Origin of the sequence: Enterobacter sp. JUb54 (genome assembly GCF_014298075.1) — a bacterium.
Taxonomy (GTDB): domain Bacteria; phylum Pseudomonadota; class Gammaproteobacteria; order Enterobacterales; family Enterobacteriaceae; genus Klebsiella; species Klebsiella lignicola.
The window spans coordinates 493,994-515,407 of record NZ_CP060418.1 but is presented as its reverse complement, the minus strand read 5'-3'; the positions used below and the strand labels follow the sequence as shown (position 1 = coordinate 515,407).

14 protein-coding genes are annotated in these 21,414 nt (G+C 39.3%); all 14 read right to left on the bottom strand.

Features of this window, described 5'->3' with window-relative positions:
• Positions 1-15 precede the first annotated feature (15 nt).
• Entirely contained in the window at positions 16-1,431 is a 1,416-nt protein-coding gene (locus HF679_RS02220) for a mannose-1-phosphate guanylyltransferase/mannose-6-phosphate isomerase (RefSeq protein WP_154144564.1), read from the bottom strand.
• A gap of 850 nt (positions 1,432-2,281) precedes the next feature.
• Entirely contained in the window at positions 2,282-3,652 is a 1,371-nt protein-coding gene (locus tag HF679_RS02215) for a TolC family outer membrane protein (RefSeq protein WP_154144561.1), read from the bottom strand.
• A gap of 2 nt (positions 3,653-3,654) precedes the next feature.
• Entirely contained in the window at positions 3,655-4,986 is a 1,332-nt protein-coding gene (locus HF679_RS02210) for an HlyD family type I secretion periplasmic adaptor subunit (RefSeq protein ID WP_154144559.1), read from the bottom strand.
• A 52-nt stretch (positions 4,987-5,038) separates the two neighbouring features.
• The gene (locus HF679_RS02205; protein ID WP_187042565.1) at positions 5,039-6,808 is read right to left on the bottom strand and encodes a type I secretion system permease/ATPase; all 1,770 of its coding nucleotides are present in this window, start codon (positions 6,806-6,808) and stop codon (positions 5,039-5,041) included.
• Between the two features lie 305 nt (positions 6,809-7,113).
• Positions 7,114-9,750 carry a DUF4214 domain-containing protein gene (locus HF679_RS02200; RefSeq protein WP_187042564.1) on the bottom strand — a complete coding sequence of 879 codons (2,637 nt, stop codon included), beginning with the start codon at positions 9,748-9,750 and terminating at the stop codon, positions 7,114-7,116.
• 375 nt (positions 9,751-10,125) lie between these two features.
• On the bottom strand, positions 10,126-11,091 hold the full coding sequence (locus HF679_RS02195; protein ID WP_187042563.1) for an acyltransferase family protein: 966 nt from the start codon (positions 11,089-11,091) through the stop codon (positions 10,126-10,128).
• A 107-nt stretch (positions 11,092-11,198) separates the two neighbouring features.
• Positions 11,199-12,260: a glycosyltransferase family 4 protein gene (locus tag HF679_RS02190; RefSeq protein WP_187042562.1), complete on the bottom strand. Its 1,062-nt coding sequence runs from the start codon at positions 12,258-12,260 to the stop codon at positions 11,199-11,201.
• A 130-nt stretch (positions 12,261-12,390) separates the two neighbouring features.
• On the bottom strand, positions 12,391-13,797 hold the full coding sequence (gene gndA, locus HF679_RS02185; protein WP_187042561.1) for an NADP-dependent phosphogluconate dehydrogenase: 1,407 nt from the start codon (positions 13,795-13,797) through the stop codon (positions 12,391-12,393).
• A gap of 252 nt (positions 13,798-14,049) precedes the next feature.
• Positions 14,050-14,889, bottom strand: a complete 840-nt coding sequence (locus tag HF679_RS02180) for a glycosyltransferase family 2 protein (protein ID WP_187042560.1) — start codon at positions 14,887-14,889, stop codon at positions 14,050-14,052.
• A gap of 41 nt (positions 14,890-14,930) precedes the next feature.
• Positions 14,931-16,082, bottom strand: a complete 1,152-nt coding sequence (locus tag HF679_RS02175) for a polysaccharide pyruvyl transferase family protein (protein WP_187042559.1) — start codon at positions 16,080-16,082, stop codon at positions 14,931-14,933.
• Position 16,083: 1 nt separating this feature from the next.
• Positions 16,084-17,403 (bottom strand): flippase, encoded by a 1,320-nt coding sequence (locus HF679_RS02170; RefSeq protein WP_187042558.1) that lies wholly within the window; start codon positions 17,401-17,403, stop codon positions 16,084-16,086.
• Between the two features lie 61 nt (positions 17,404-17,464).
• Entirely contained in the window at positions 17,465-18,862 is a 1,398-nt protein-coding gene (gene wcaJ, locus HF679_RS02165; RefSeq protein ID WP_187042557.1) for an undecaprenyl-phosphate glucose phosphotransferase, read from the bottom strand.
• Between the two features lie 94 nt (positions 18,863-18,956).
• Positions 18,957-20,111, bottom strand: coding sequence for a glycosyltransferase family 4 protein (locus HF679_RS02160; RefSeq protein ID WP_187042556.1), 1,155 nt, complete (start codon positions 20,109-20,111; stop codon positions 18,957-18,959).
• Between the two features lie 154 nt (positions 20,112-20,265).
• Complete coding sequence (locus HF679_RS02155) at positions 20,266-21,375, bottom strand: hypothetical protein (RefSeq protein WP_187042555.1); 1,110 nt, start codon at positions 21,373-21,375, stop codon at positions 20,266-20,268.
• Positions 21,376-21,414: the final 39 nt, after the last annotated feature.

Here is a 21,414-nt window from a genome sequence, read left to right as displayed (position 1 = left end):
AGTCCCTAGTAATTGTTAGCAGCGACCATATTGGTCTTTTATACGAATAATATCATCTTCACCAAGGTAAGTTCCGGATTGAATTTCCAGAACTTCCAACGGAATTTTCCCTGGATTTTCAAGGCAATGTTCAGCGCCTATGGGAATAAAAGTAGATTGATTTTCCGTTAGTAAAAATTGCTTACCATTAACAGTTATCTGACCCGTACCTGAAAGGATAACCCAATGCTCAGCACGATGATGGTGCATTTGCATGGAAAAAGCACCGCCAGGTTTTACTGTAATCCGATTAACATTAAAACGCGGTGTCTGTACGATGACATCGCTACGCCCCCATGGGCGATAAATTTCGCGATGGCGTTTATATTCGCTACGTTGATTGTGTTTTAGATGCTCTACAATTTTCTTTACATCCTGAGCACGATCTTTATCCATGACCAGTACAGCATCTTTTGTACTGATAATCACCAGATTCTCTACACCGATAGCAGCAACTAACTGACCATCACTATTAATGTAACAGTTTTGACTATTATGAACCCAAGAGTCCCCAGTCAAAACGTTGCCCTGCTGATCTTTCGGACTAACATCCCACAGAGCTGACCAAGAGCCAACGTCATTCCAGTCAGCATCCAAGCCAACGACAACAGCATCTGATGTTTTTTCCATCACAGCATAATCAACAGACTCATCAGGGCAATTCCTGAAAATATCATGAGGTATGCTGATAAAATCATTCCCATCATCTGCACTATCAATGGCTTGTTTACAAGACTCAAGAATATCTGGACGAAATTTAGCCAGCTCAGAAAGATATTTCTGAGCACGGAACATAAACATTCCGCTGTTCCAGTAGTAATCCCCAGAAGCAAGATAAGTTTCAGCACGCTCGCGATCTGGCTTTTCAACAAATCGAGCTACTTTATAAGATGTCTGTTGTGAGTCATCTAAAGCTTCGCCACGCTGTATATAGCCATAACCAGTTTCGGCTGAACCAGGTACAATACCAAATGTCACGAGGTGACCAACTTCGGCATACTTCTGTGCTACCCGGATTGCATTGTGGAAGACCTGAACGTTATTAATGATATGGTCAGCCGCAAGGACCAGCAGCAGAGGGTCGTCCCCATTCTTTGTCGCTTGTAGCGCAGCAAGAGCTATTGCCGGTGCAGTATTCCGCCCTACTGGTTCAAGCATAATGTTATGGGATAGCTTATCCAGCTGCCTTAGCTGCTCTGCAACCAGAAAACGGTGTTCCTCATTGCAGATAACCATTGGCTCCTGGGTCTCAAGTCCAGATAAGCGAGTGATAGTTTCCTGTAACATCGAATTCTGGCCATAGAGCCTCAGAAACTGCTTCGGATAGAGCTCGCGAGACATCGGCCATAGGCGGCTACCCGTTCCACCAGCCATAATTACAGGAAGTAACATATTGAAATCCTCAAATAAAAACAAAGTTATCTATTGATCAAGCGTACCTATTGCCATGGTTCATCGGCACTCAGGTACGGTATCGCTGTCTGGCTCAACCAGGCTGGACAAAATTGCAGCTTATCCCCAACAGTCTCTCCTTTGAACTCGGACTACGCGTGAACATAAGAACTCTTACGCAGTGAACTGACGCCATTATACTGTTTTAGCGTGCTCCCGTAGTAATCGGGTACTGATTTCATTCTATAAAATTCGAGATCTTTTACCAAACAAGTCACTTCCCACTTGGTAGACATGAATCATAAAAAAGTCAATACAGAGATACAACTTTCTCCGTTTCTTTTTCTCAGATCCATCAGTGCTTTCTCATTTGTCTACACGCCAGCCTAAGCAACAGACATTCACATTGATTAGTATGACTTTCACGGAAATAGGAGGGTTCTGATTGATTCATAAGCAGAATGCCCCTACATCAATCGTGGGAAATGATAATAAATAAGAATTAACTTGATACTTTCCTTTGTATTCATGCAGCTAAATATCCTTATACACCCTAAAATTTGCACTACCGTAATACACAAAAAATATGACAGTCACGCGAGCATCAGTAAGATATTCGTCCGTTCCACAACTGCAACTGCCAAAAATGATAGGAAATATAGTTCAGTCCTTTTATCACTCCTTCATGTTCAGAAAGATAATACAAAAAAAAACCGCAAAAAGCATACCAATAAATGGCCAATCACTTATACCGCGTAATATCACCACTAATATACTCAGCTAACATTATCAGCTAGCCGAGCAAAGAAGCAAAATCATCAATAAAGCAGATTCTTATCCTTCAGTTCACTTATCTAGCAAAATATGATGCCACGCGACTGATATCTTTTTCATTCAAGGTTCCAGAATCACTGAGCAATGACACCCACGCTTTGATGTAAGTATACTTCGCCTCCGCAAGATCCCGTTGCGCACCATAAAGCTGCTGTTCGGCATTCAAAACATCAACGTTGACGCGCTGACCGGCAAGCACACTTTTACGCGTTGCCTCAACCTGAGTGGTGGCCGACTTAACTGCAAAATCATAGGCAAGAAGCTTTGCCTGGCTACTAATACATAGATTAAATTGTTTGCGTAAGTCATTAATAACATTACCAACTTGTGCATCAAGTTCGTACTTTGCCTGGCCATAACGAGCCGCTGCCTGCCGGGTTGATGCGGCGACACCTCCACCAGAATAGATCGGCATACTGACCTGCACACCAATACTGTCCGTTCGGTACTTCTGATTGACCGTGTTATCGCTGCTGGAATCATTCTCTGAATGCGAGGCATAGAGTTGAACCTGCGGCATAAAACCAGCCCGATTTCTCTCCACCTCATATTTGGCCGCATCAACGCCATGCCGGGATGACATCAGTAACGGATTTCGCTCCATTGCAATCTGCTGCCAGTCTTCAAATTTGGCTGGTTGTAATGGCCTGACCTGGAACTTTCCTGCACGCAGAGTCTGCAACTCGTCAAGTTGCTCCAGTGGGATACCAATGATTACTTCAAGGTCACGTTGGGCAGAATCTAACGCATCGCGAGCTTCAATAACCTGGGCTTCAGCCAGACTATAGCGAGCTTGAGTCTCGGCAACGTCGGTGATCGTCCCCTCTCCGGCGCTAACCAAACGATCGTTTAACGCTAATTGCTCTTTATAAGCCTCTTTCTGAGCTTCAGCCAATGCGATTTGATCCTTAGCGTATGCAACCCCCACATAGGCCGTAATAACCCTCACCGCCAAATCCAGGTATTTACCACGGTATTTTTCATCAGCCATCAGTGATTGTGCGACACCGGATTTGTATTTTGCATATGCTTCATAGTCAAAAATGGATTGGGTCAATGTCACCGATCCCGCATAGCTACGGTATTGCTGCCGTTTAGTCACATCACTAACATTGCCAAAAAAATCGCTCGTCTGATATTGCTGCGTTTGCCAGTTCCGCGGGGCATTTTGATAATTCAGTGACACTTTTGGCAAAAGCCCAGCACGACCAATGTTCTCTGTTTCGTTCCCTGCCTCTTTTTCTTTAATTGCAGCCTGGTATGTTGGATCTTTTTCCAACGCCAGAGAATATGCATCCAAAATCCCTAACGAATAAACAGGTGCAGAGACCATAAGTGTCAATGCGCTTATGGTCAGACCGTAAATCTGCCGTTTAACCTGAATCAAAATTATTCCTCAGTCAATGATGTACGAGCGCGATCTAAAATTGGCTTGAACAAATAGCTCAGCAATGAACGAGATCCTGTTTTGACGAATACTTCTACTGGCATGCCCGGCTTAATATCAGCGCCTTGAAGCATCTTGATCCCTTCGGGCGTGACCGTCACCTGCATCTGGTAGTAGGGCTCTCCTGTCCCCTTATCAACCAAACGGTCGGCAGATATCAGCGTCACGGTTCCTGGTATTTTGGGTGTTTTATTCTGATTAAACGCGGTAAACATCAGCTCAACAGGTAGGCCGTTATAGACTTTATCAATCATCTCAACTTTAAGACGAGAGTCGACAACCAGTGAAGCTTCGCTTGGGACGATTTCCATTAGATGGTCTCCGGCCCCCACAACACCACCTTGGGTAAAAATACTTAACCCTACGACCGTGCCATCGACAGGAGAAACGATGGATGTGTTACCAAGATCATATTTCGCCATATCCAGCTTATTCTTGAAATCATTGGCATCCATCTGAGTTTGTGCGAGCTGAGTTCTGACTTCACGTTGATAATCAGCATACCGTTGTTCGATTCGCTGTTGCGATTCAAGAAGCTGCTTCTGAAGTTGACCTATACGCCCTAATGTTTCATCAATGCTGCTATTAATTTCTGCAAACTGACGTTGTGCCTCCAGGTAACGGTTCCGTGGTAAATATCCCTCAGCGGCTAGCTGCTTCATGCTGCTCATTTGTTCACGGATGCTACTCAACTGAATTTGTTTGTTAGTACGAGAATCTTGCAATCCTTTTAACTGAAAACGAATGCCATCAATAGACTGCCTGAAACCATCCACTTCGCTTCGCAGCGCTTGCTGGCGAGAAGAAAAAAGTTGTACTTGCAGGGCAATGATTTCTGCAACCCGAGGACTATCTTTGAGGGTATCAAAAACAGGGGAAAAGCGAATCTGACTAAGGTTATCCCTTTCAGCCAACAACCGGCCTGCAGTTGCCAGCGTGGTGTAATATTGGTCCTGCAAGGAATCGACCTGAGCCTGAGCCTGGACCTGGCTCATCTGAACTAAAACCTCACCGGCCTTAACTTTTTCGCCTTCTTTTACGGTGATGTTTCTGACAATTCCTCCCGTAGGAGACTGAATAGTTTTACGGTTACCAGAAACAGTTACTGACCCCGGGGATGCAACTCCCTTATCCAATGGCGCCAGACTCGCCCACAGAAAAAAACCCGCTAACCCGATACCGATCACCAACCACCCCAGGCGAGTAAACCTGCGTTCATCCATCGGTGATTGCTCAATATTATTTCCCTGCGGCATATTGATCTGTACAGACATACCTACTCCTTCGATTGCTTATGGCGGATAAATCCGCCGGCAAGTTCACGTTTTAATTAATTTGTGATTTTGGAATATTGCCTTGATGCATATCGCTGTTCACTACATGCGCTGCCTGCTGTTGCGCTGCTTGTGTTTTTTGAACATTGGTAAGAGCTTGTAATACCTGATTAGTCGGGCCAAAGGCACTAACCTTGCCGTTAACCAGCAACAGTAACTTAGTGGTCATCGCAAGCAAATTGGTACGATGGGTAATTAAAACGACCGTTTTATTACGTTGTCTGAGGAAGGACACCGCCTGATTCAGCGCTAACTCGCCGGCATCATCAAGGTTCGAGTTAGGTTCATCGAGAACAATCAAGGACGGGTCGCCGTACAAAGCGCGCGCCAGGCCAATACGCTGCTTTTGTCCTCCTGATAATCCAGCGCCGCTATTCCCAATAACGGTGTCATACCCATGCGGAAAATGTAAAATCAGCTCATGCACGCCAGCCAGGCGGGCGGCTTCAATCACTTTTTCAGCATCGACGTCACTGAAACGCGCAATATTTTCAGCAATCGTCCCTGCAAATAATTCAATATCCTGCGGTAAATATCCGATGTAGGGGCCTAGCTCATCTTTGTTCCACTGATAGATATCCGCACTATCCAGGCGAACAATTCCCTCACCTACTGGCCAAATCCCCACCATTAGGCGCGCAAGGGTCGATTTCCCAGAAGCACTTGGTCCAATAACACCAAGGACATCTCCGGGCTGGATTGCAAACGAAACATTATGCAACACAGGCTCTCCCGGAGAGCCTGGAGGTGTGGCAGAGACATTCTCGACGGATAGCTCTCCTTTCGGCACAGGTAAAGACATATTGGTGCCGCGAGGTGGGTTTTGTTCGAGTAATTTAACCAGCCGCTGATAGGAAAGTCTCGCTGAACTCCAGCTCTTCCAGACGTTAATCACCTGCTCAATCGGTGCAAGGGTTCTGCCCATGAGAATAGAACCGGCAATCATCATACCGGGCGTGATATGGCCACCAATTGCCAGCCATCCCCCCAGTCCCAGGACAAGTGATTGTAATGAAAGCCGAACGAATTTGGTCACAGAGGCGACTCGGGTTGCGCTTTCACTGGCAGTACGCTGGCTATTCAGAAACCTCTGATGTAAGTCGTACCAACGCGCCTTTATGTTAGGTAGCATGCCCAGAGCTTCGATCACCTCGGCATTACGCAAATTAGTACTCGCCAGACTGCCTGATTGCAAAGCAAGTCTGCTGGCTTCAGCCAAAGGCTTTTTTGAAACCATTTCGTTGACAACAGCTAATCCCACCAATACCAACGAACCAATTAAAGCAAACAGGCCAAGCCATGGATTGAAAAGAAAAATGACCAGTAAATAAATCGGGAACCACGGGGCATCGAAAAAAGCGAAAAGAGCGCTTCCCGTCATAAACTGCCGCATATTAGTCAAATCATTTAGCATATTCCCGGCATCGGCCGATTTATTTTTAAGATTATCTTCATAAGCTGCAGTGTATACACGTGAATTTAAGCGCATATCTAACTGCGCACCGATGCGTATAACCACCATACTACGTGCATATTCTAACAACGCCATCATCCCAAACATGCCTAGCATGATCAGCGTCAGCATTAAGAGCGTGATTTCATTGCCAGAAGGAAGCACCCGGTCATAAACCTGGAGCATGTAAATTGAGGGTACCAACATCAATATGTTGATGAACGCAGTAAAAACACCGACTGTCCAGAATATTTTACTACGGGTACGTATTACATCTGCGATTTCATTTCGCGGTATAAAATGTTCCACTTTTTATCCTTACTTTATACGTATCTTAAGCCGCTCACACCTTAGCTGACCTGAGAGAGTTCTCGTCCCTCAACAGCCATAGGGCGGCAGATACTTTTTTTTAACTATAGATAACAAAAGTGGATAACATCAAGTTCATAAAAAAATTATTTGAACTATGTGAATGCGATAGTTTAAAGACATATAATAAACAAGGTAAATCAAAAGCAGAATAATTAGATCTATATCACATAAAAGCGGAAAGGTTACCCTTTCCGCTTTTAATATGATTGCACGCTAAATAATTGACAAAAAATCCATCATTATTATGCGTAATGCAATGTATCAACCAATTGCTGATGGTTTTGACCAGACAGATAAACAACGCTATCTGCAGAGTCGAGGTTATGGTTGTTGTTATTGTCAATGATCAGGTAGGAACTGGCAGTATCAGACTGACCAGACCACACTACTGAAGCTACTCCGACTTTATTCGTCAGAGAGCCGTTGCCGCCGATGCCAAGAATTTGCCCCAACAACGCAACAACGCCACCAGTGATCCCGCCGACTAGCGTCCCCAGTAACGCATCAACAACGTCAGTCGTGCGGGTACCATAATCAGAAATGGCAGTTCCCGCAGTATTGTCGCTAATAGTCAGACCTGACGTAGCATCAAAGATGGTGTCTTTTGTACTGCTGAAGTCGGAAATAGTGACGCCCGAGTTGACCGTACTGGATTTCAGCTGATACAAGTTCTCACCGCTTCCACCTGACACAAGGGTATTACCAAGCACATTAAAACTATCGTTAGCAGATGTACCTTCAACATCCATATGGTAGCCACTATTCAGGCCCAACAGGCCTAACAAGGTATTGACAATTGGGACTGTTGCGCCACTAAGAGGAAGGATCTTCAATAGTTGGGTAATGATGCCGTCACCAGTACCACCGACATTAGCGTTAAGATCCAATCCGCCAGTATTACCTGAGGCGTCAATAGTATGCATGTTGCTATAGCCGGTACCGACTGTCAGATTCAAAGCATGATCGCCAGTTACATTGATAGTTTGTACCTGGGCATTTGACCCCGTCAGTGACAGAATATTATCAAAACCACCGGTACCACCTGAGCCAATATTCACAGTACCCAACGCCACGTTACCGCCAAGCACAGTACTGCTACTGGTTAATGACAGAGCCCCGGCATTGACATCACTATTACTGGTTGCAGTGAAATTAACGTTAAAATGGTCAGTTGCGTTCGCCAGGAAAGTGATGCCGACACTGCTAGCTGCCGTTGCATTACCAGTGACTTCCAACTGCGCTGAACTACCGCCAGCAGCATTAATCACACTTACCTGATCGGCAAGTCCGGAGAGTACAAACCCTTGAGAGCCGATGGTTGATGTTGCTGGCTGGTTGACCGTGGTGCCTAGAGTACCAGTAAGTCCTGATTCATTTGACGCGTTGCCAGTCAGTATACCAAAGTCAAAAGTGTGATTCGCAGGAGCAGTAGCTCCAGTTGTAGAACCGGTAAGAGTCGCTTTGCCAATATAACCGGCAAGATCTACTTTCTCAAAATTAGTAAACTGAGAGGCGTTGGTACTTATATTCACAGTACGCGTAAGACCCGGAGCCGAAACCGCAATATTTTTGGTGAGTAGGTTTGCGGAAATGGTATCAATACCAAGACCGCCATTAGCCGTGATGTTAGTTGAGACCGTGTTAGCTCCGTTCGATACACCGTTACCTAACCATTTCAGCGAATCATTACCAGCCCCAAGGTTAAACTGGCCGGTCGCGGAGGCAACTACAGCATCAGTTGTCAAAAGCACCTTATCAGCACCGGAACTGGCGTTTAAAATTACGCTTCCGTTATTGACGGTAACGTTAACGCCTGGGTTAACCCCGTTATCAGAAAGGTTAATAGTTGCTGCGCTAGCACCACCTATCGACAGATCTGCAAGATGATCGGCAAATTTTAAATTGACGGTTGTCGCAGCGTTAGCGTTGAGAAGGACGTTCGTAAGGACTGCTGTTTCAGCATTGGTAAGCTGATGGCTCGCGTTAGTGTTGACTGTACCTGTTGCATTGCCGCCGCCTGCTGTTGCAGTAAGTACAGCACCCGTTTTATAAAGTAAACCAGTGCCAATTTCATATTCAAAGGCGTGTTGGCTTGTAACTGTAGCAGTATTTGTTGAAGTTGAGCCACGCAGATCTTCAATAATAGCTTTAATGATGGCTGTTTTATCGGAGCCTAATGTTTGATAGGTGGCAATGGTTGCATCATTTGGCTCAACACCATAAACACCTTTATAAATATGTTTAATAAGATCTGAACCTGTTAGACTTGTACCTTTACTCTTAAACTCCGCCGTACTTATCATTGATTTCAAAACTGTATCAAACGTTTGGCCATTCTGGGTTAATTTAGTCGTCCAATATCGTAAGCCACTCATATCTGCAGAGCGCCCTGCAATACTTATATACGCTGAAACAATCTGTTCTTGCTGCGATAGAGCACCGCTCCAAGTATTCCAGGTAGTCGTTCCATAATCACTAAACATCATACCATTGAGTGTAACATCAAGGTTATGTTGTAGCGATAGGGTATTAGAATCAAAACCATTATAGAACAAAAGACTACTTAAAGCATTATAGATAGCCGTACTTAAATTACTACCACTTAAATATCCCTGGAGAACATTATCAGCAGGCGCTGTCCCCAAAAGGGTGGTATAAACAGCACTTAAGATTTCAACATCAGTTTTCCCTGAATAAATCGCCCTTCCCTCTCCCGAGGAAAGCAAATCACTGATGTATTGCTGCTGAGTCATTGTCCCATTAAGAAAGCTTTTCGATACACTATCAAAAACATTTTCTCCCGTATAAGTATTTGTACCTAATACTGCAAATTGAATGGCAGCGACTTCTTTCTGTGTGAGCAAATATTGAGAAACCATCTTAATACCCTCAGATTAATTGAGTGCGAACAATCCAGTTCCAGTCTAGAAACAGTAGTACTTTAACCGTTCACAACAACTATAAGAGAAGTCCAACAAACACATTCAGTCAACATTTGAGAGCAAAAAAACAACAATCAAGCAACAACAGCGCAAAAAACTAAAAAAACAATAAAATAAAGTGAAAAATACCAACGTAATTTTTTATCTACCATACTTCCATTCTTGACAAGACAAAAATACCTATCCTTAACTAGTTGAAATAATTAAGTAAGTAAAAGAGAAGTGTATGTGGAACTACACCGCTCTTTCAAAAAAGGATTACTGAAAAAATAGATAAATTACAGCTACTGCATACCTTAAAACACTACAACTTTAGATATTTTTAAGGACTAATCGCTTTGTTTTGGAGTTTAAATAATTAATTACTGGTTTTTCTATATACATATGAAAAATGATACCAAACACTAAGGCAGGTAGAAGCATTGATATATAAAGTAAAATAGGGTTGTTTATCCCCAAAAATCTATGCTCTATTAAAAAAACCGCACTAATGGATAGAAGATGTGTAAGATATATAGAATATGATGCATCACCTATAGTGGACAGCACGCCTTTCCCAGCATTTTTGAACAAACTAACATACGAATTAAATATAATAAAACTGGGAATACCCAAATCAATAAAACGAATTCCTGCCGGGGAGTAATACATCCACCCCACAGAGATAAAGATCATTAAAATTTTCACCGCTGCACTCTTTGGAAAACATCTCCCCTTATAAACAAGGTACGAAAAAATACCAAGAACAAACTCAAATACAACCGAATTACTTAAAAAATCATTATTGCACAATCGCCCTAAAATGAACAAGCTAAGAATAACCAAAGGTATAGAAAACTCTTTTTTTATAGAGAACTGCATACATATAGCAAACACTAGATAAAAGAATAGCTCATAGCTTAACGTCCAACCAACCATAACTATATTATTATCTATGGGGAGTAAAGTTAAAGTATTAATCAATGAGAATTTTTTGTCTAGGTTATGGGCGTTTGATATCCCGGGAAAAGAATAAAACATTAAAATAAAAACCGTAGCTACTATTAAATAGACTGGGTATATTCTAATAACTCTCTTTAATAAAAAAACAAAAAAATTGTTTTCCCGATTTGAGATCAGCATCATTATGAAGCCAGATATCACAAAGAATATATCAACGCCAGACATTCCGATAGAAAAACCATACTCCCAAATGCCATTATCCCGTAACTTAGTTGTCATATGAAACAAAACAACGAGGAGAACAGCAATGCCTCGCAATTGTTGTACACTTATCATTTAATCACCTATTTTAGTTACCCTGCATTTCAAAACATCATAAAAAAACAACATCGAAACTAAAAAAAGACTACTACATACCGCAAATCAGAAACAAATCATTCAATTTATCTTTCAAAGGAAACCTTATCAATTAAAGAACTAAGTTTTTGGGCTGAACTTACCCATGAAAACCTACGTACATTACATCTCCCTTTAGCTGTTAGCATAAACCTTAACTCTTTATCATTATTTAGTAAGGAGATAGCTTTGATTATCTGGTAGTTACACTCTGGGTCAAAATATAAAACACTATCATGTAAAACTTCTTTCATTGCTGATCGATTAGAGGAAATAACAGGACATAAACAAGATTGAGCCTCTAATGGTGGTATACCAAAACCCTCATACAATGATGGAAATATAAACGCTTTTGCACCTTTATATAATTTAGCAAGTTCATCATCATTAACATGTCCTAGAAAAGATATCCTAGGATCATTTATGTCAATATTGACATTCCTAAACACTTGCGTTGTACCACCGATAATTTTAAGATGTATTTTTAGGCCACTTTTTAAAATCGCCTGAATGAGACGTTTAATATTTTTATGATGATTAATTGATGAGACAGTCAAAAAATACTCAGAATCATCATTTTTAGAAGTTATTCCCTCATAAAACCTTTCACTCACAGCATTTGAAATAACAAAAACATTATCTTTCCCATGATTATAATATTTAATAATTTCATTTTTCGAGAAATTACTGACAGTAATTACAGCTTTGGAGTTTCTAAGCAAAAAAGGAGTAAGACTTGAATAAAAAATACAGAATTTTCTTGAGAAACTTGAAGGATATCGAACATATGAAATATCATGTAAGGCTACGATTTGATTTTTATAAAATGCCGGCCCAGTATTACATAAATTGACAAGTAACCGAGATTTCTTCCTCATCATGAATAATGGTAACGTAATCTGTTCCCAATAATGCCCTTTCCCCCCAGTAAGCTCATGGATATTCAAACCTTTTGTAGGGTATTCTTTCTGGATGGATAATATATTAGGTACTAATATAATAACATCAGAACGTAAACGGGATAAATGCAATACCAGTTCATACGCAAAGCGTTGAACACCTGTTAATTTTTGAGTGAGAAATCTACCGTTTATGTAAATAGTATTCATGATTAGCATTATATTTAATTATTATGAATAAGATTATAACACTTAATAGGGCACTAGATATTTTTTGACAAAATTAGACGCAAAAAAACCCTGCTTATAAACAGGGTCTTCCTGATGCATCTAGGATCAGTTATTCCATCCACTCTGTATGAAAAATGCCATCTTTATCAGTACGCTTGTAAGTATGAGCACCAAAATAATCACGCTGAGCCTGAATCAGGTTAGCAGGCAAGACCTCAGAGCGATAGCTGTCGTAATAAGCAATTGCAGCAGAAAACGTTGGTACAGGAATACCATTCTGAACTGCATAAGCAACAACATCGCGCAGTGCCTGCTGATAGTCATCAGCAATTTGTTTGAAGTATGGTGCCAACAGCAAGTTGGCGATACCTACATTCTGCTCATAAGCATCTGTAATTTTCTGCAAGAACTGAGCCCGGATAATGCAACCAGCACGGAAAATTTTAGCAATCTCTCCGTAGTTCAGGTCCCAGTTATACTCATCAGATGCGGCACGCAGTTGGGAGAAACCTTGAGCATAAGATACGATTTTACCCAGATATAGAGCACGACGTACTTTCTCTACAAACTCAGCTTTGTCAGCAACAGTTTGAGCTTTTGGCCCTGTCAGAACTTTAGAGGCTGCCACACGCTGGTCTTTCAGTGACGAGATATAACGTGCGAAAACAGATTCAGTAATCAGAGATAGTGGTTCACCTAAATCAAGCGAGCTTTGGCTAGTCCATTTGCCCGTTCCTTTATTCGCTGCTTCATCCAGAATCACATCAACTAGGTATTTACCGTCTTCATCTTTCTTAGTAAAGATGTCTTTGGTGATGTCAATCAGGTAGCTGCTAAGCTCGCCCTCATTCCACTCAGTAAAGGTTGTTGCCAGTTCGTCATTAGAAAGAGCCAGACCGCCTTTCAGTAAGGCATACGCTTCAGCAATTAACTGCATATCGCCGTATTCAATGCCGTTATGAACCATTTTCACATAGTGGCCCGCACCATCAGCACCGATGTAAGCGACGCAGGGTTCTCCGTCCTCAGCACGGGCAGCAATCTGCTCAAGGATTGGAGCTACCAGTTCATAAGCTTCTTTCTGGCCACCGGGCATGATAGACGGGCCCTTAAGCGCCCCCTCTTCACCACCAGAGACACCGGTACCAATGAAGTTAAAACCTTCTGCGGAGAGTTCACGATTACGACGGATAGTATCCTGGAAGAAAGTGTTACCACCATCAATAATGATGTCTCCTTTATCCAGATACGGCTTCAGGGAATCAATCGCACTGTCTGTACCAGCGCCTGCTTTCACCATTAACAGAATACGGCGCGGAGTTTCAAGGGATTCGACAAACTCCTGAACGGTATAATGCGGGACCAGTTTCTTGCCAGGGTTTTCGGCAATGACTTCTTCGGTCTTGTCACGGGAGCGGTTGAAAACAGAGACGGTATAACCACGGCTTTCGATGTTGAGAGCAAGATTGCGCCCCATCACTGCCATACCGACAACCCCGATCTGTTGCTTGGACATTACATACTCCTGTCTGGTGTGGTCACTGCGACACGTTCGCAGCTTAAATTTGATGATTATGTTAGCTTAAACCTGATGATGAGCATAGTCTAAAAAGGACTTGTTCACATAGAATCACATTGGTAACCAAAAGCGCTAAACATATCTGATAAAGACTATGGTTAATGAGCCAGCACCAAAATTAATCAGTAATAAAATGACTAATGCTGGCGAAATTCAACATATGCGTTACATGCTAAACAAGGACCTTATTTACTTCAATTTTGCACATCTTGGATGCGAACCATTTAAAAAAGTCATTACCATCAAAATATTATCTTTAATTTTTAATTTAAGAAGGCATAAAATATTTTTTTTGATGAATGCCAAATATAAGCGAGTACTAGGATAATGTCTGACTGTCAATGCGAAGTCAATTAAACGCTCGTCATGTCTAAACTTCGATTGTACAGATTCAACCTTAGACAATGAATGCAACAGAGTAAAATTGGAGGAAATCGAAAAGCGCTCTCCTTTTGTTTGTAAGGCATGCAAGCGTCTAAAAAAACTAAAGTCAACCCCATACAATGCATAATGCTCATCAAATAATTCCATTTGATGCTTTATAAATTTTTCGATAACTCCTTTAGTAAGCGTCAACCCTGAACCTATTGAAAAAATATTATTACCTATCATTACTCCATCATCGTTAAACACTCGTTTATCGACCAGTGGGTAATAAATTTTACTATCTATTCGAGACAATATTTTAGGGAGCTCAATTTCAAACTCCCTGGATGTTATGATGCTGACATATTTCTTTGGTATAGTCGAATCGTCGTCAAAGAATGACAGTACATCACACTGAGAATTTTCTCTAACGAAGTCATTATATATAGTCGAGAGAGGTTTATTGTCTATGCAATTAGCTAACACAAAATCATTACCACTGGCATCGAATTTTTTTTGCTCCTCACTTGATATACTAATTTCACTAGGTCCGTTGTTATGAAGAATAACTTTGGCCCCTACTAAACCAGATGTTAGAAGAGAGGAAATTGTTGCTGACTCAGATATTTCTTTACCATACAAGACGACTAAAATAGCAATCATTTTAAATAACTTTTAAAGTGGATGGTTTATACCTTATTTAGTCACAATATTTTTGAAAAATCAGAAATACTTTCAAAAATAATACTTTGGGCTTTTATAACAGCCTTATCCAAATCATCTATCGATGCATGCGAATTCTCTAAAGTACTCGATATTTCTGATATGTGAATGGGTTTGTTATAAGGAGACACACTCCATGTATCTAGAAATGACGTTAACTTAGCGATGTTTTTGTTAATGCAGTAATGTGGGACTCTAAAGGACATTGCAGTAATAACACCGTGCAAACTTGTTCCATAAAATGCTTGTGACTTAATAATTAAATACATAATCTCCCAGACATTCAAATCATCTTCTAAAAAATATTTATTACCAGAAACAAGATTAACCTTATTTAAGAACATTACATCATCGTGACCACTAGCATAGCCTATTGGTAACAATACAACGTCATATTCTGTATCAAATTTAGATAACTCTTTAGCTAATTCATCAGGAGTGAAATCAACTTTGTATGGGCAGGCTTGAATGGTAATATATTTTTTACTGGCGTATCTAGTAATTAATTCAGATCTTACCTTAGATTCAACGAATTCAAGATCAATAACACCAGAAGCCATCAATACAGAATCAGGAACTAACTTAGCTTTCGCAAACTTAGAAATAACCTCATATGTTCTGTTATCCCTTACTGAGATGTAATCTGAATGCTTAATGTTAATCTCTTGAGATTTTACAGGTATTCCACCAACTGTATTAAATATAATATTTACTTTATTTTTAAAAGATTTTTTTTCTGGTATATAAGGAAAGTCCCATACCGACCCATATGCATTTCGCGCAATTCTATTTATAAAACCAGGAACGATTCTTCTCATGAATCTAATGCATTGGACTTTGAAATGACTTGTTTGAACATGCGTATACAAGACGCCAATATCTGCACCAAGCACTTCACCACCAACGATTATAACAGAAGAACCCTCATCAACATTTAGTAAATCTTTCATAGCAACTGTTGGTTTGCATAAATATCGGCTTAGGTCTGAATTACTAATTGATGAAAATACAAAATTAGCATCTGTAAGCGTTGGATTACTATCCTTTAAGTATTCGGCTAACAACAATGGCATCAAATTATCGCCATAATTATATCTATCAAATGCACCATAAAATATTACGCTACGACCCATCTTATTTTCCTTTATAATAACTTATTAACCTACAAATATTTCCAGGTAACCAAAGTGACTTCGTTTTTTGAATAAAAGCATATCTGGTTCTTGTACTTAATGCATCAAACAAATATCCTGCACATCCAAATGCAATCAAAGTTGCGTAAACCGAACCCTCCGCACCATATTTAGGAATCAACATATAATTAAGAATAATGCCAATGGCAAGTCCAGCCAAATTCCTGGTTAAAGCGAACTTCTGCAATCCTTCATTAATATACCATCGACCACTAGCTGAGCTCAGGAAATAAAAAATACTCACCCACGCATATAATTTAATAATTTTAGACGCAGCAAAATAGTGATGATCATAAAGTAGAGAAATGATGTAATCTGAAACAAACGTGATAGTAAGTGCAAGAGTAACACCAATAATAACTAATATATCATAAAGGAATTGCAAACGCTTATCATAAGACTCTATGCTCTGCTCACGAAGTTTAATGATTTTTGGAAATAATGATGATACTATCGCAACGGGTATAAAATACCATACCTCAACCATTTTTACCGCGACAGAATAAATCCCAACTGCAGCATCACCAATAATATTTCCAATCATTATCTGATCTATGCGCATATATAGCATCAGAGCTACGCCAGAAAGAACAAGCGGCCAACTAATGTTTAGTAGTCTTTTGGCTTCTGCATAATTAAATCGCCATTGGAATTGCTTATTTTTTTTCCTATAAAAGAAAAATAATAATACTGATAGCAAAAAAGCTTCAATGGAGACAGTTATCGCGATGAGATAATAACTTCCTCCGCAAGATATGATCAAAATTTTCAAGAATGCGCTAATGAAAAAAGCTACGTTTTGCGAAATGACAGTATACTTTGACGAGACTGTCGATTCAAACCAATATTTGATAATATCAGAAGAGCGAAATATCACAGAAGGTAACATGCATATAACAGTCAGCATTAACGTTGATTCGCCTGGCCTTAATACCATTACAGTAAAAATGACCAAAACAGAGGCGGATAAGCTACCAATAACCTGGAGAACAAAGGATGTTCCCATTATTGTAATATTGTCTATATCGCCTTTGACCAACTCGCGTACAACAACTCCATTCATTCCTAAAGAAGCAACTGCAGAATAAATTGCGATCATAGCGAATGCATAGTTAAATGAACCAAACTCCGAAGGTCCCAAATACCTAGCTAACCATACATTTATTATAAACCCCATACCAAGTCGCAAAATACTATCCGACATAAGCCAGATAATATTTGCGATGGAGCGCTCCTTAAAAATATAGGATATTTTACTCATCGAATAATTTGTCTCATGCTATGCCTTTAATTTTATAAAATCAAAGACACGAATAAAGTAATCAATATGCAGATTTATTTACAAACCCTTTAAATATTGTTAGAAAAATAATTTTCATGTCAAGCCAAATACTCCACCCTCTGATGTAAATCAAGTCAAACTCCACCCGCTTTTCCATTTTTTCTAAGGTGTCCGTTTCCCCTCGCCATCCGTTCACCTGAGCTAATCCAGTAATACCTGGTTTAACTTTATGTCTAAGCATATAACCTTGGATCAATGAGCGATATTGTTCATTATGCGATACTGCGTGAGGCCGAGGACCGACGACTGACATTTGACCAAATAGTACATTAAAGAACTGAGGTAATTCATCTAATGATGTACTTCTCAAAAACTTACCTACCTTGGTAATTCGTATATCATTCTTCGTTGCCTGTACAACCTTATCATCGTTTTCCATTACAGTCATTGATCGAAATTTCCAAACTTTAATCGGTTTTCCGTCCATACCGTACCGTACCTGTCTAAAAATAACAGGCCCTGGAGAAGATAATTTAACAGCTAATGAAATAACAATTAACACTGGAGAAATCAGAAGAATAATAATCATTGACACAATGATATCTTCTAATCGTTTAAATATCATATTGATGCCATTAAGTGGTGTATCAAACAAGGATACCACAGGCACTCCATTTATCTCTTCAGTTCGAGATTGCAGGATATTAAAGGTAAATAAATCTGGAATCAATAGAACTGAACATGTTGTATCAGTAAGTTGACTAACTATTTCTTTTATTTTCCCCTCATCTTTCATACCAAGAGCTATATATATACGGTCCAACTTTCCATCTCTAGCATCTTGGATTAGCTTGCTTAATGTTCCTGCGTAAGGTACCCCTTCATAATCATCAATAGGGTTATCATCATAAATACCTTTCACTATAAACCCCAACCATGGCTCCTCCATAAATCCCTTTAATAGATTAACACCAGCCGGCATAGAACCAACTACTGCGACATGCCTGGTGTTATACCCCAACTTACGTAATGCTCCTGCACCTAATCTGATTGATGAACGGCAACATATAAATCCAATGGTCACTATCAAATACCACTGAATGAATATTGTTAAACTTATTTCAAAATCCGAATATAATGATACTAAACCCAATGTTAATAGTATGCTGAGAGTCCAGTTTTTAAGAATTAAAATTAACTCAGCAGATATCTTAACACCTCGCCACGAACGATAAAAGTCAGTTATCCCCCCAATCATCTGGAACACTACTAGCACAGCTAATGAAAGTAATGTCTGTGTATACCCAAACTCAATTCCATTGGCAAGACAAATAACATACAGTCCGACAAAGATAATCGTAATATCTGAAAAACGTTGTACCATTGAGATAAGCGAAGCATTTGCGTTTGACCGCGCTCGATGAATATAAGTTGTCATGCTGGTTTCACTCTTTTTAACCATAGGTCAACAATTTAAAATATTAAATATCAAATAATATAGTTCATCATTCTCAAAATAGTATAAAACTCTATTAATATTCAATTTTTTTGGATTCTTTAAATAAACACCATTTTTGCTCTACATATTTATTTATTTCTCTTCGGAAACGTTCATTTGAGAACTGTAAAGCGTTTGTTCTACAGTTTTCAGGTTCGATATGATGTAACTCATGCTCAAAACTATTTACAGCAGCAATTACAGACCCAATATTTTGTTCATTGAAAAATAGACCTGTTGGCCCTACAACATCAAGTGGACGAATTGTTTCCAATGCCCCACCCTTACCGAAAGCAATAACTGGAGTACCACATGCCTGAGCTTCTACTGGAGTAATGCCAAAATCTTCTTCTGCAGCAAAAACAAATGCTTTTGCCTTTCTCATGTATTCTTCCATAACATGATTAGGTTGGTATCCAAGAATTTCTATATTCTTGCTGGCTTTTGATTTAATTTTACTCATCTCTGAACCATCACCAATGACAACTAATTTCTTATCAGGCATCTGACTAAATGCTTCAACAATAAGATCTATGCGTTTGTATGGGACAAGTCTTGATGCTGTAAAATAGTAATTCTCTTTCTCTTCACAAAAGCTAAAGCGCTCTACATCAACTGGTGGATAGATGACATCCGCATTACGTCCATATACTTTTTTAATTCTTCTTGCTATAAAATGAGAGTTTGCAATGAAATGATCTACACCATTTGCAGTCCTAACGTCCCACAATCGGATTTTATGCAAGATTAATTTAGCCAAAAGCCCCTTAAGTCCTTTATTTAATCCAGCTTCTTTTAAGTACTGATGCTGAAGATCCCATGCATAGCGGATAGGAGAGTGAACATAACTTATATGTAATTGATCAGGTCCAGTTAATACTCCTTTAGCAACTGCATGACTGCTTGAAATAACTATATCATGCGAAGAAACATCTAGTTGTTCAATAGCCAATGGCATAAATGGTAAATATTTTTGATATTTTTTGTTTGAAGAAGGAAGCTTTTGAATAAATGTAGTTTTAGCCCTTTTATTATGAAAGTTCGCTCTTGATTCATCTGTTAAAAAATCAACCACTGCATAAAGTTCAGATGCCGGATAAAGGTCTACAAATTCCTTAATGACTCTCTCAGCACCTGCGTAGGTAACTAACCAGTCTGCTACTATTCCAACGTTTAGCTCTTTTGACATAAATAAACCTTATAATCCATAGTAATTAGCACCATCAAAAAATGGAACAGTCTAATAATTAGTTTTAATCGATACAGTGATAAGTTTCAAAATAATGGATGTGCAATACAACATAATTAATCATTAATTTGCATACAATCCCGCTAGAAAAGTTCTATCCCATATATTTTAAAAGTAAGTTAACTTTCCCACTCCATGAGTTAGACTCTATTTCTGCTAAAAGACTGCTTGGCTTTTCAATTTCATCATATGCTTTTTTAAATATCGAATCTATATCTAGAAGATCACTATATCTATACAAACACGGAATTGCTCCAACGTGGTCAATATTGGCATAGACAACATTCAGACCACAAGATAGATACTCCCATAACTTCATCGGACTTCGGCCTTTATTTGAATCATTATCAACAAGAGGAAGCAGTCCTACTTTATAGCGATTAAGGATATCAGGCACATTTAGATAATCCAACTCCCCTTTGAATGTTACATTTTCACATTTAAGGAAATTAGGTTTTATTACAGAAGAATAATTTTTGGGTATTGGTCCATAAATATCAAAAAACACATTTGGGTTATTTTCAGCCAAATGCTTTAATGCTATAAAATCAAATCTATAGTCCAGCGCACCAATATATACACAATGATTTCTATTTACTGTTTCATTTTTATTATAAAATAAATTTTGGTCATATCCATTTTCTATAACGTGTGTTTTATCTTTTAATTGTTGGCCATAGTTTTCAATGAGTTCGTTTCTAACAACATCTGAAGTTGATATTATTTTATACGCTTCTAAGCATATTTTACTTTCATAAACTCTAACTTTCGGCCCACTCATTGCCGCATAATTATCTGTAGGCCTATAAATTAATTTTTTATAATTTATATTCTTTAACACTGGATAAAAGAATGGATAATCACATATTACAATATCATACTCTATATGAAATATTTTGTTATCAATTATCTTCGTTGCATAAAAATCATTTATAACTCTTTTGAACCATGTCTCTTTCATTGTTAGGGGAAGAAACGTTTTAATATCTTTATCGATAACAGTGTCTTTTATCTTTTTACTCGGCTTATTTTCTTTAGCTATAAATCGCCTTAACTTATGAAAAAAAGAATTTGAAATACCCGAATAGTAGACACTATATCCCAGTTCACTTAACATATTAGCATAGTGATGACTTCCAATTTTAAATGTTGAATATGGACCTGTGTGACTAAGAATTAGGATTTTTTTATTGGGAGTGTTCATTACTTAGTTCCATCAATTAATTTACTGTTTATATTGAAA

What these genes read in the sequence shown, in the direction of transcription:
- gndA (WP_187042561.1), bottom strand. Translation starts at nt 13,797, where the DNA reads ATGTCCAAGCAACAGATCGGGGTTGTCGGTATGGCAGTGATGGGGCGC.
- HF679_RS02190 (WP_187042562.1), bottom strand. Translation starts at nt 12,260, where the DNA reads ATGAATACTATTTACATAAACGGTAGATTTCTCACTCAAAAATTAACA.
- wcaJ (WP_187042557.1), bottom strand. Translation starts at nt 18,862, where the DNA reads ATGACAACTTATATTCATCGAGCGCGGTCAAACGCAAATGCTTCGCTT.
- HF679_RS02175 (WP_187042559.1), bottom strand. Translation starts at nt 16,082, where the DNA reads ATGGGTCGTAGCGTAATATTTTATGGTGCATTTGATAGATATAATTAT.
- HF679_RS02155 (WP_187042555.1), bottom strand. Translation starts at nt 21,375, where the DNA reads ATGAACACTCCCAATAAAAAAATCCTAATTCTTAGTCACACAGGTCCA.
- HF679_RS02170 (WP_187042558.1), bottom strand. Translation starts at nt 17,403, where the DNA reads ATGAGTAAAATATCCTATATTTTTAAGGAGCGCTCCATCGCAAATATT.
- HF679_RS02180 (WP_187042560.1), bottom strand. Translation starts at nt 14,889, where the DNA reads ATGATTGCTATTTTAGTCGTCTTGTATGGTAAAGAAATATCTGAGTCA.
- HF679_RS02160 (WP_187042556.1), bottom strand. Translation starts at nt 20,111, where the DNA reads ATGTCAAAAGAGCTAAACGTTGGAATAGTAGCAGACTGGTTAGTTACC.
- HF679_RS02210 (WP_154144559.1), bottom strand. Translation starts at nt 4,986, where the DNA reads ATGTCTGTACAGATCAATATGCCGCAGGGAAATAATATTGAGCAATCA.
- HF679_RS02200 (WP_187042564.1), bottom strand. Translation starts at nt 9,750, where the DNA reads ATGGTTTCTCAATATTTGCTCACACAGAAAGAAGTCGCTGCCATTCAA.
- HF679_RS02220 (WP_154144564.1), bottom strand. Translation starts at nt 1,431, where the DNA reads ATGTTACTTCCTGTAATTATGGCTGGTGGAACGGGTAGCCGCCTATGG.
- HF679_RS02195 (WP_187042563.1), bottom strand. Translation starts at nt 11,091, where the DNA reads ATGATAAGTGTACAACAATTGCGAGGCATTGCTGTTCTCCTCGTTGTT.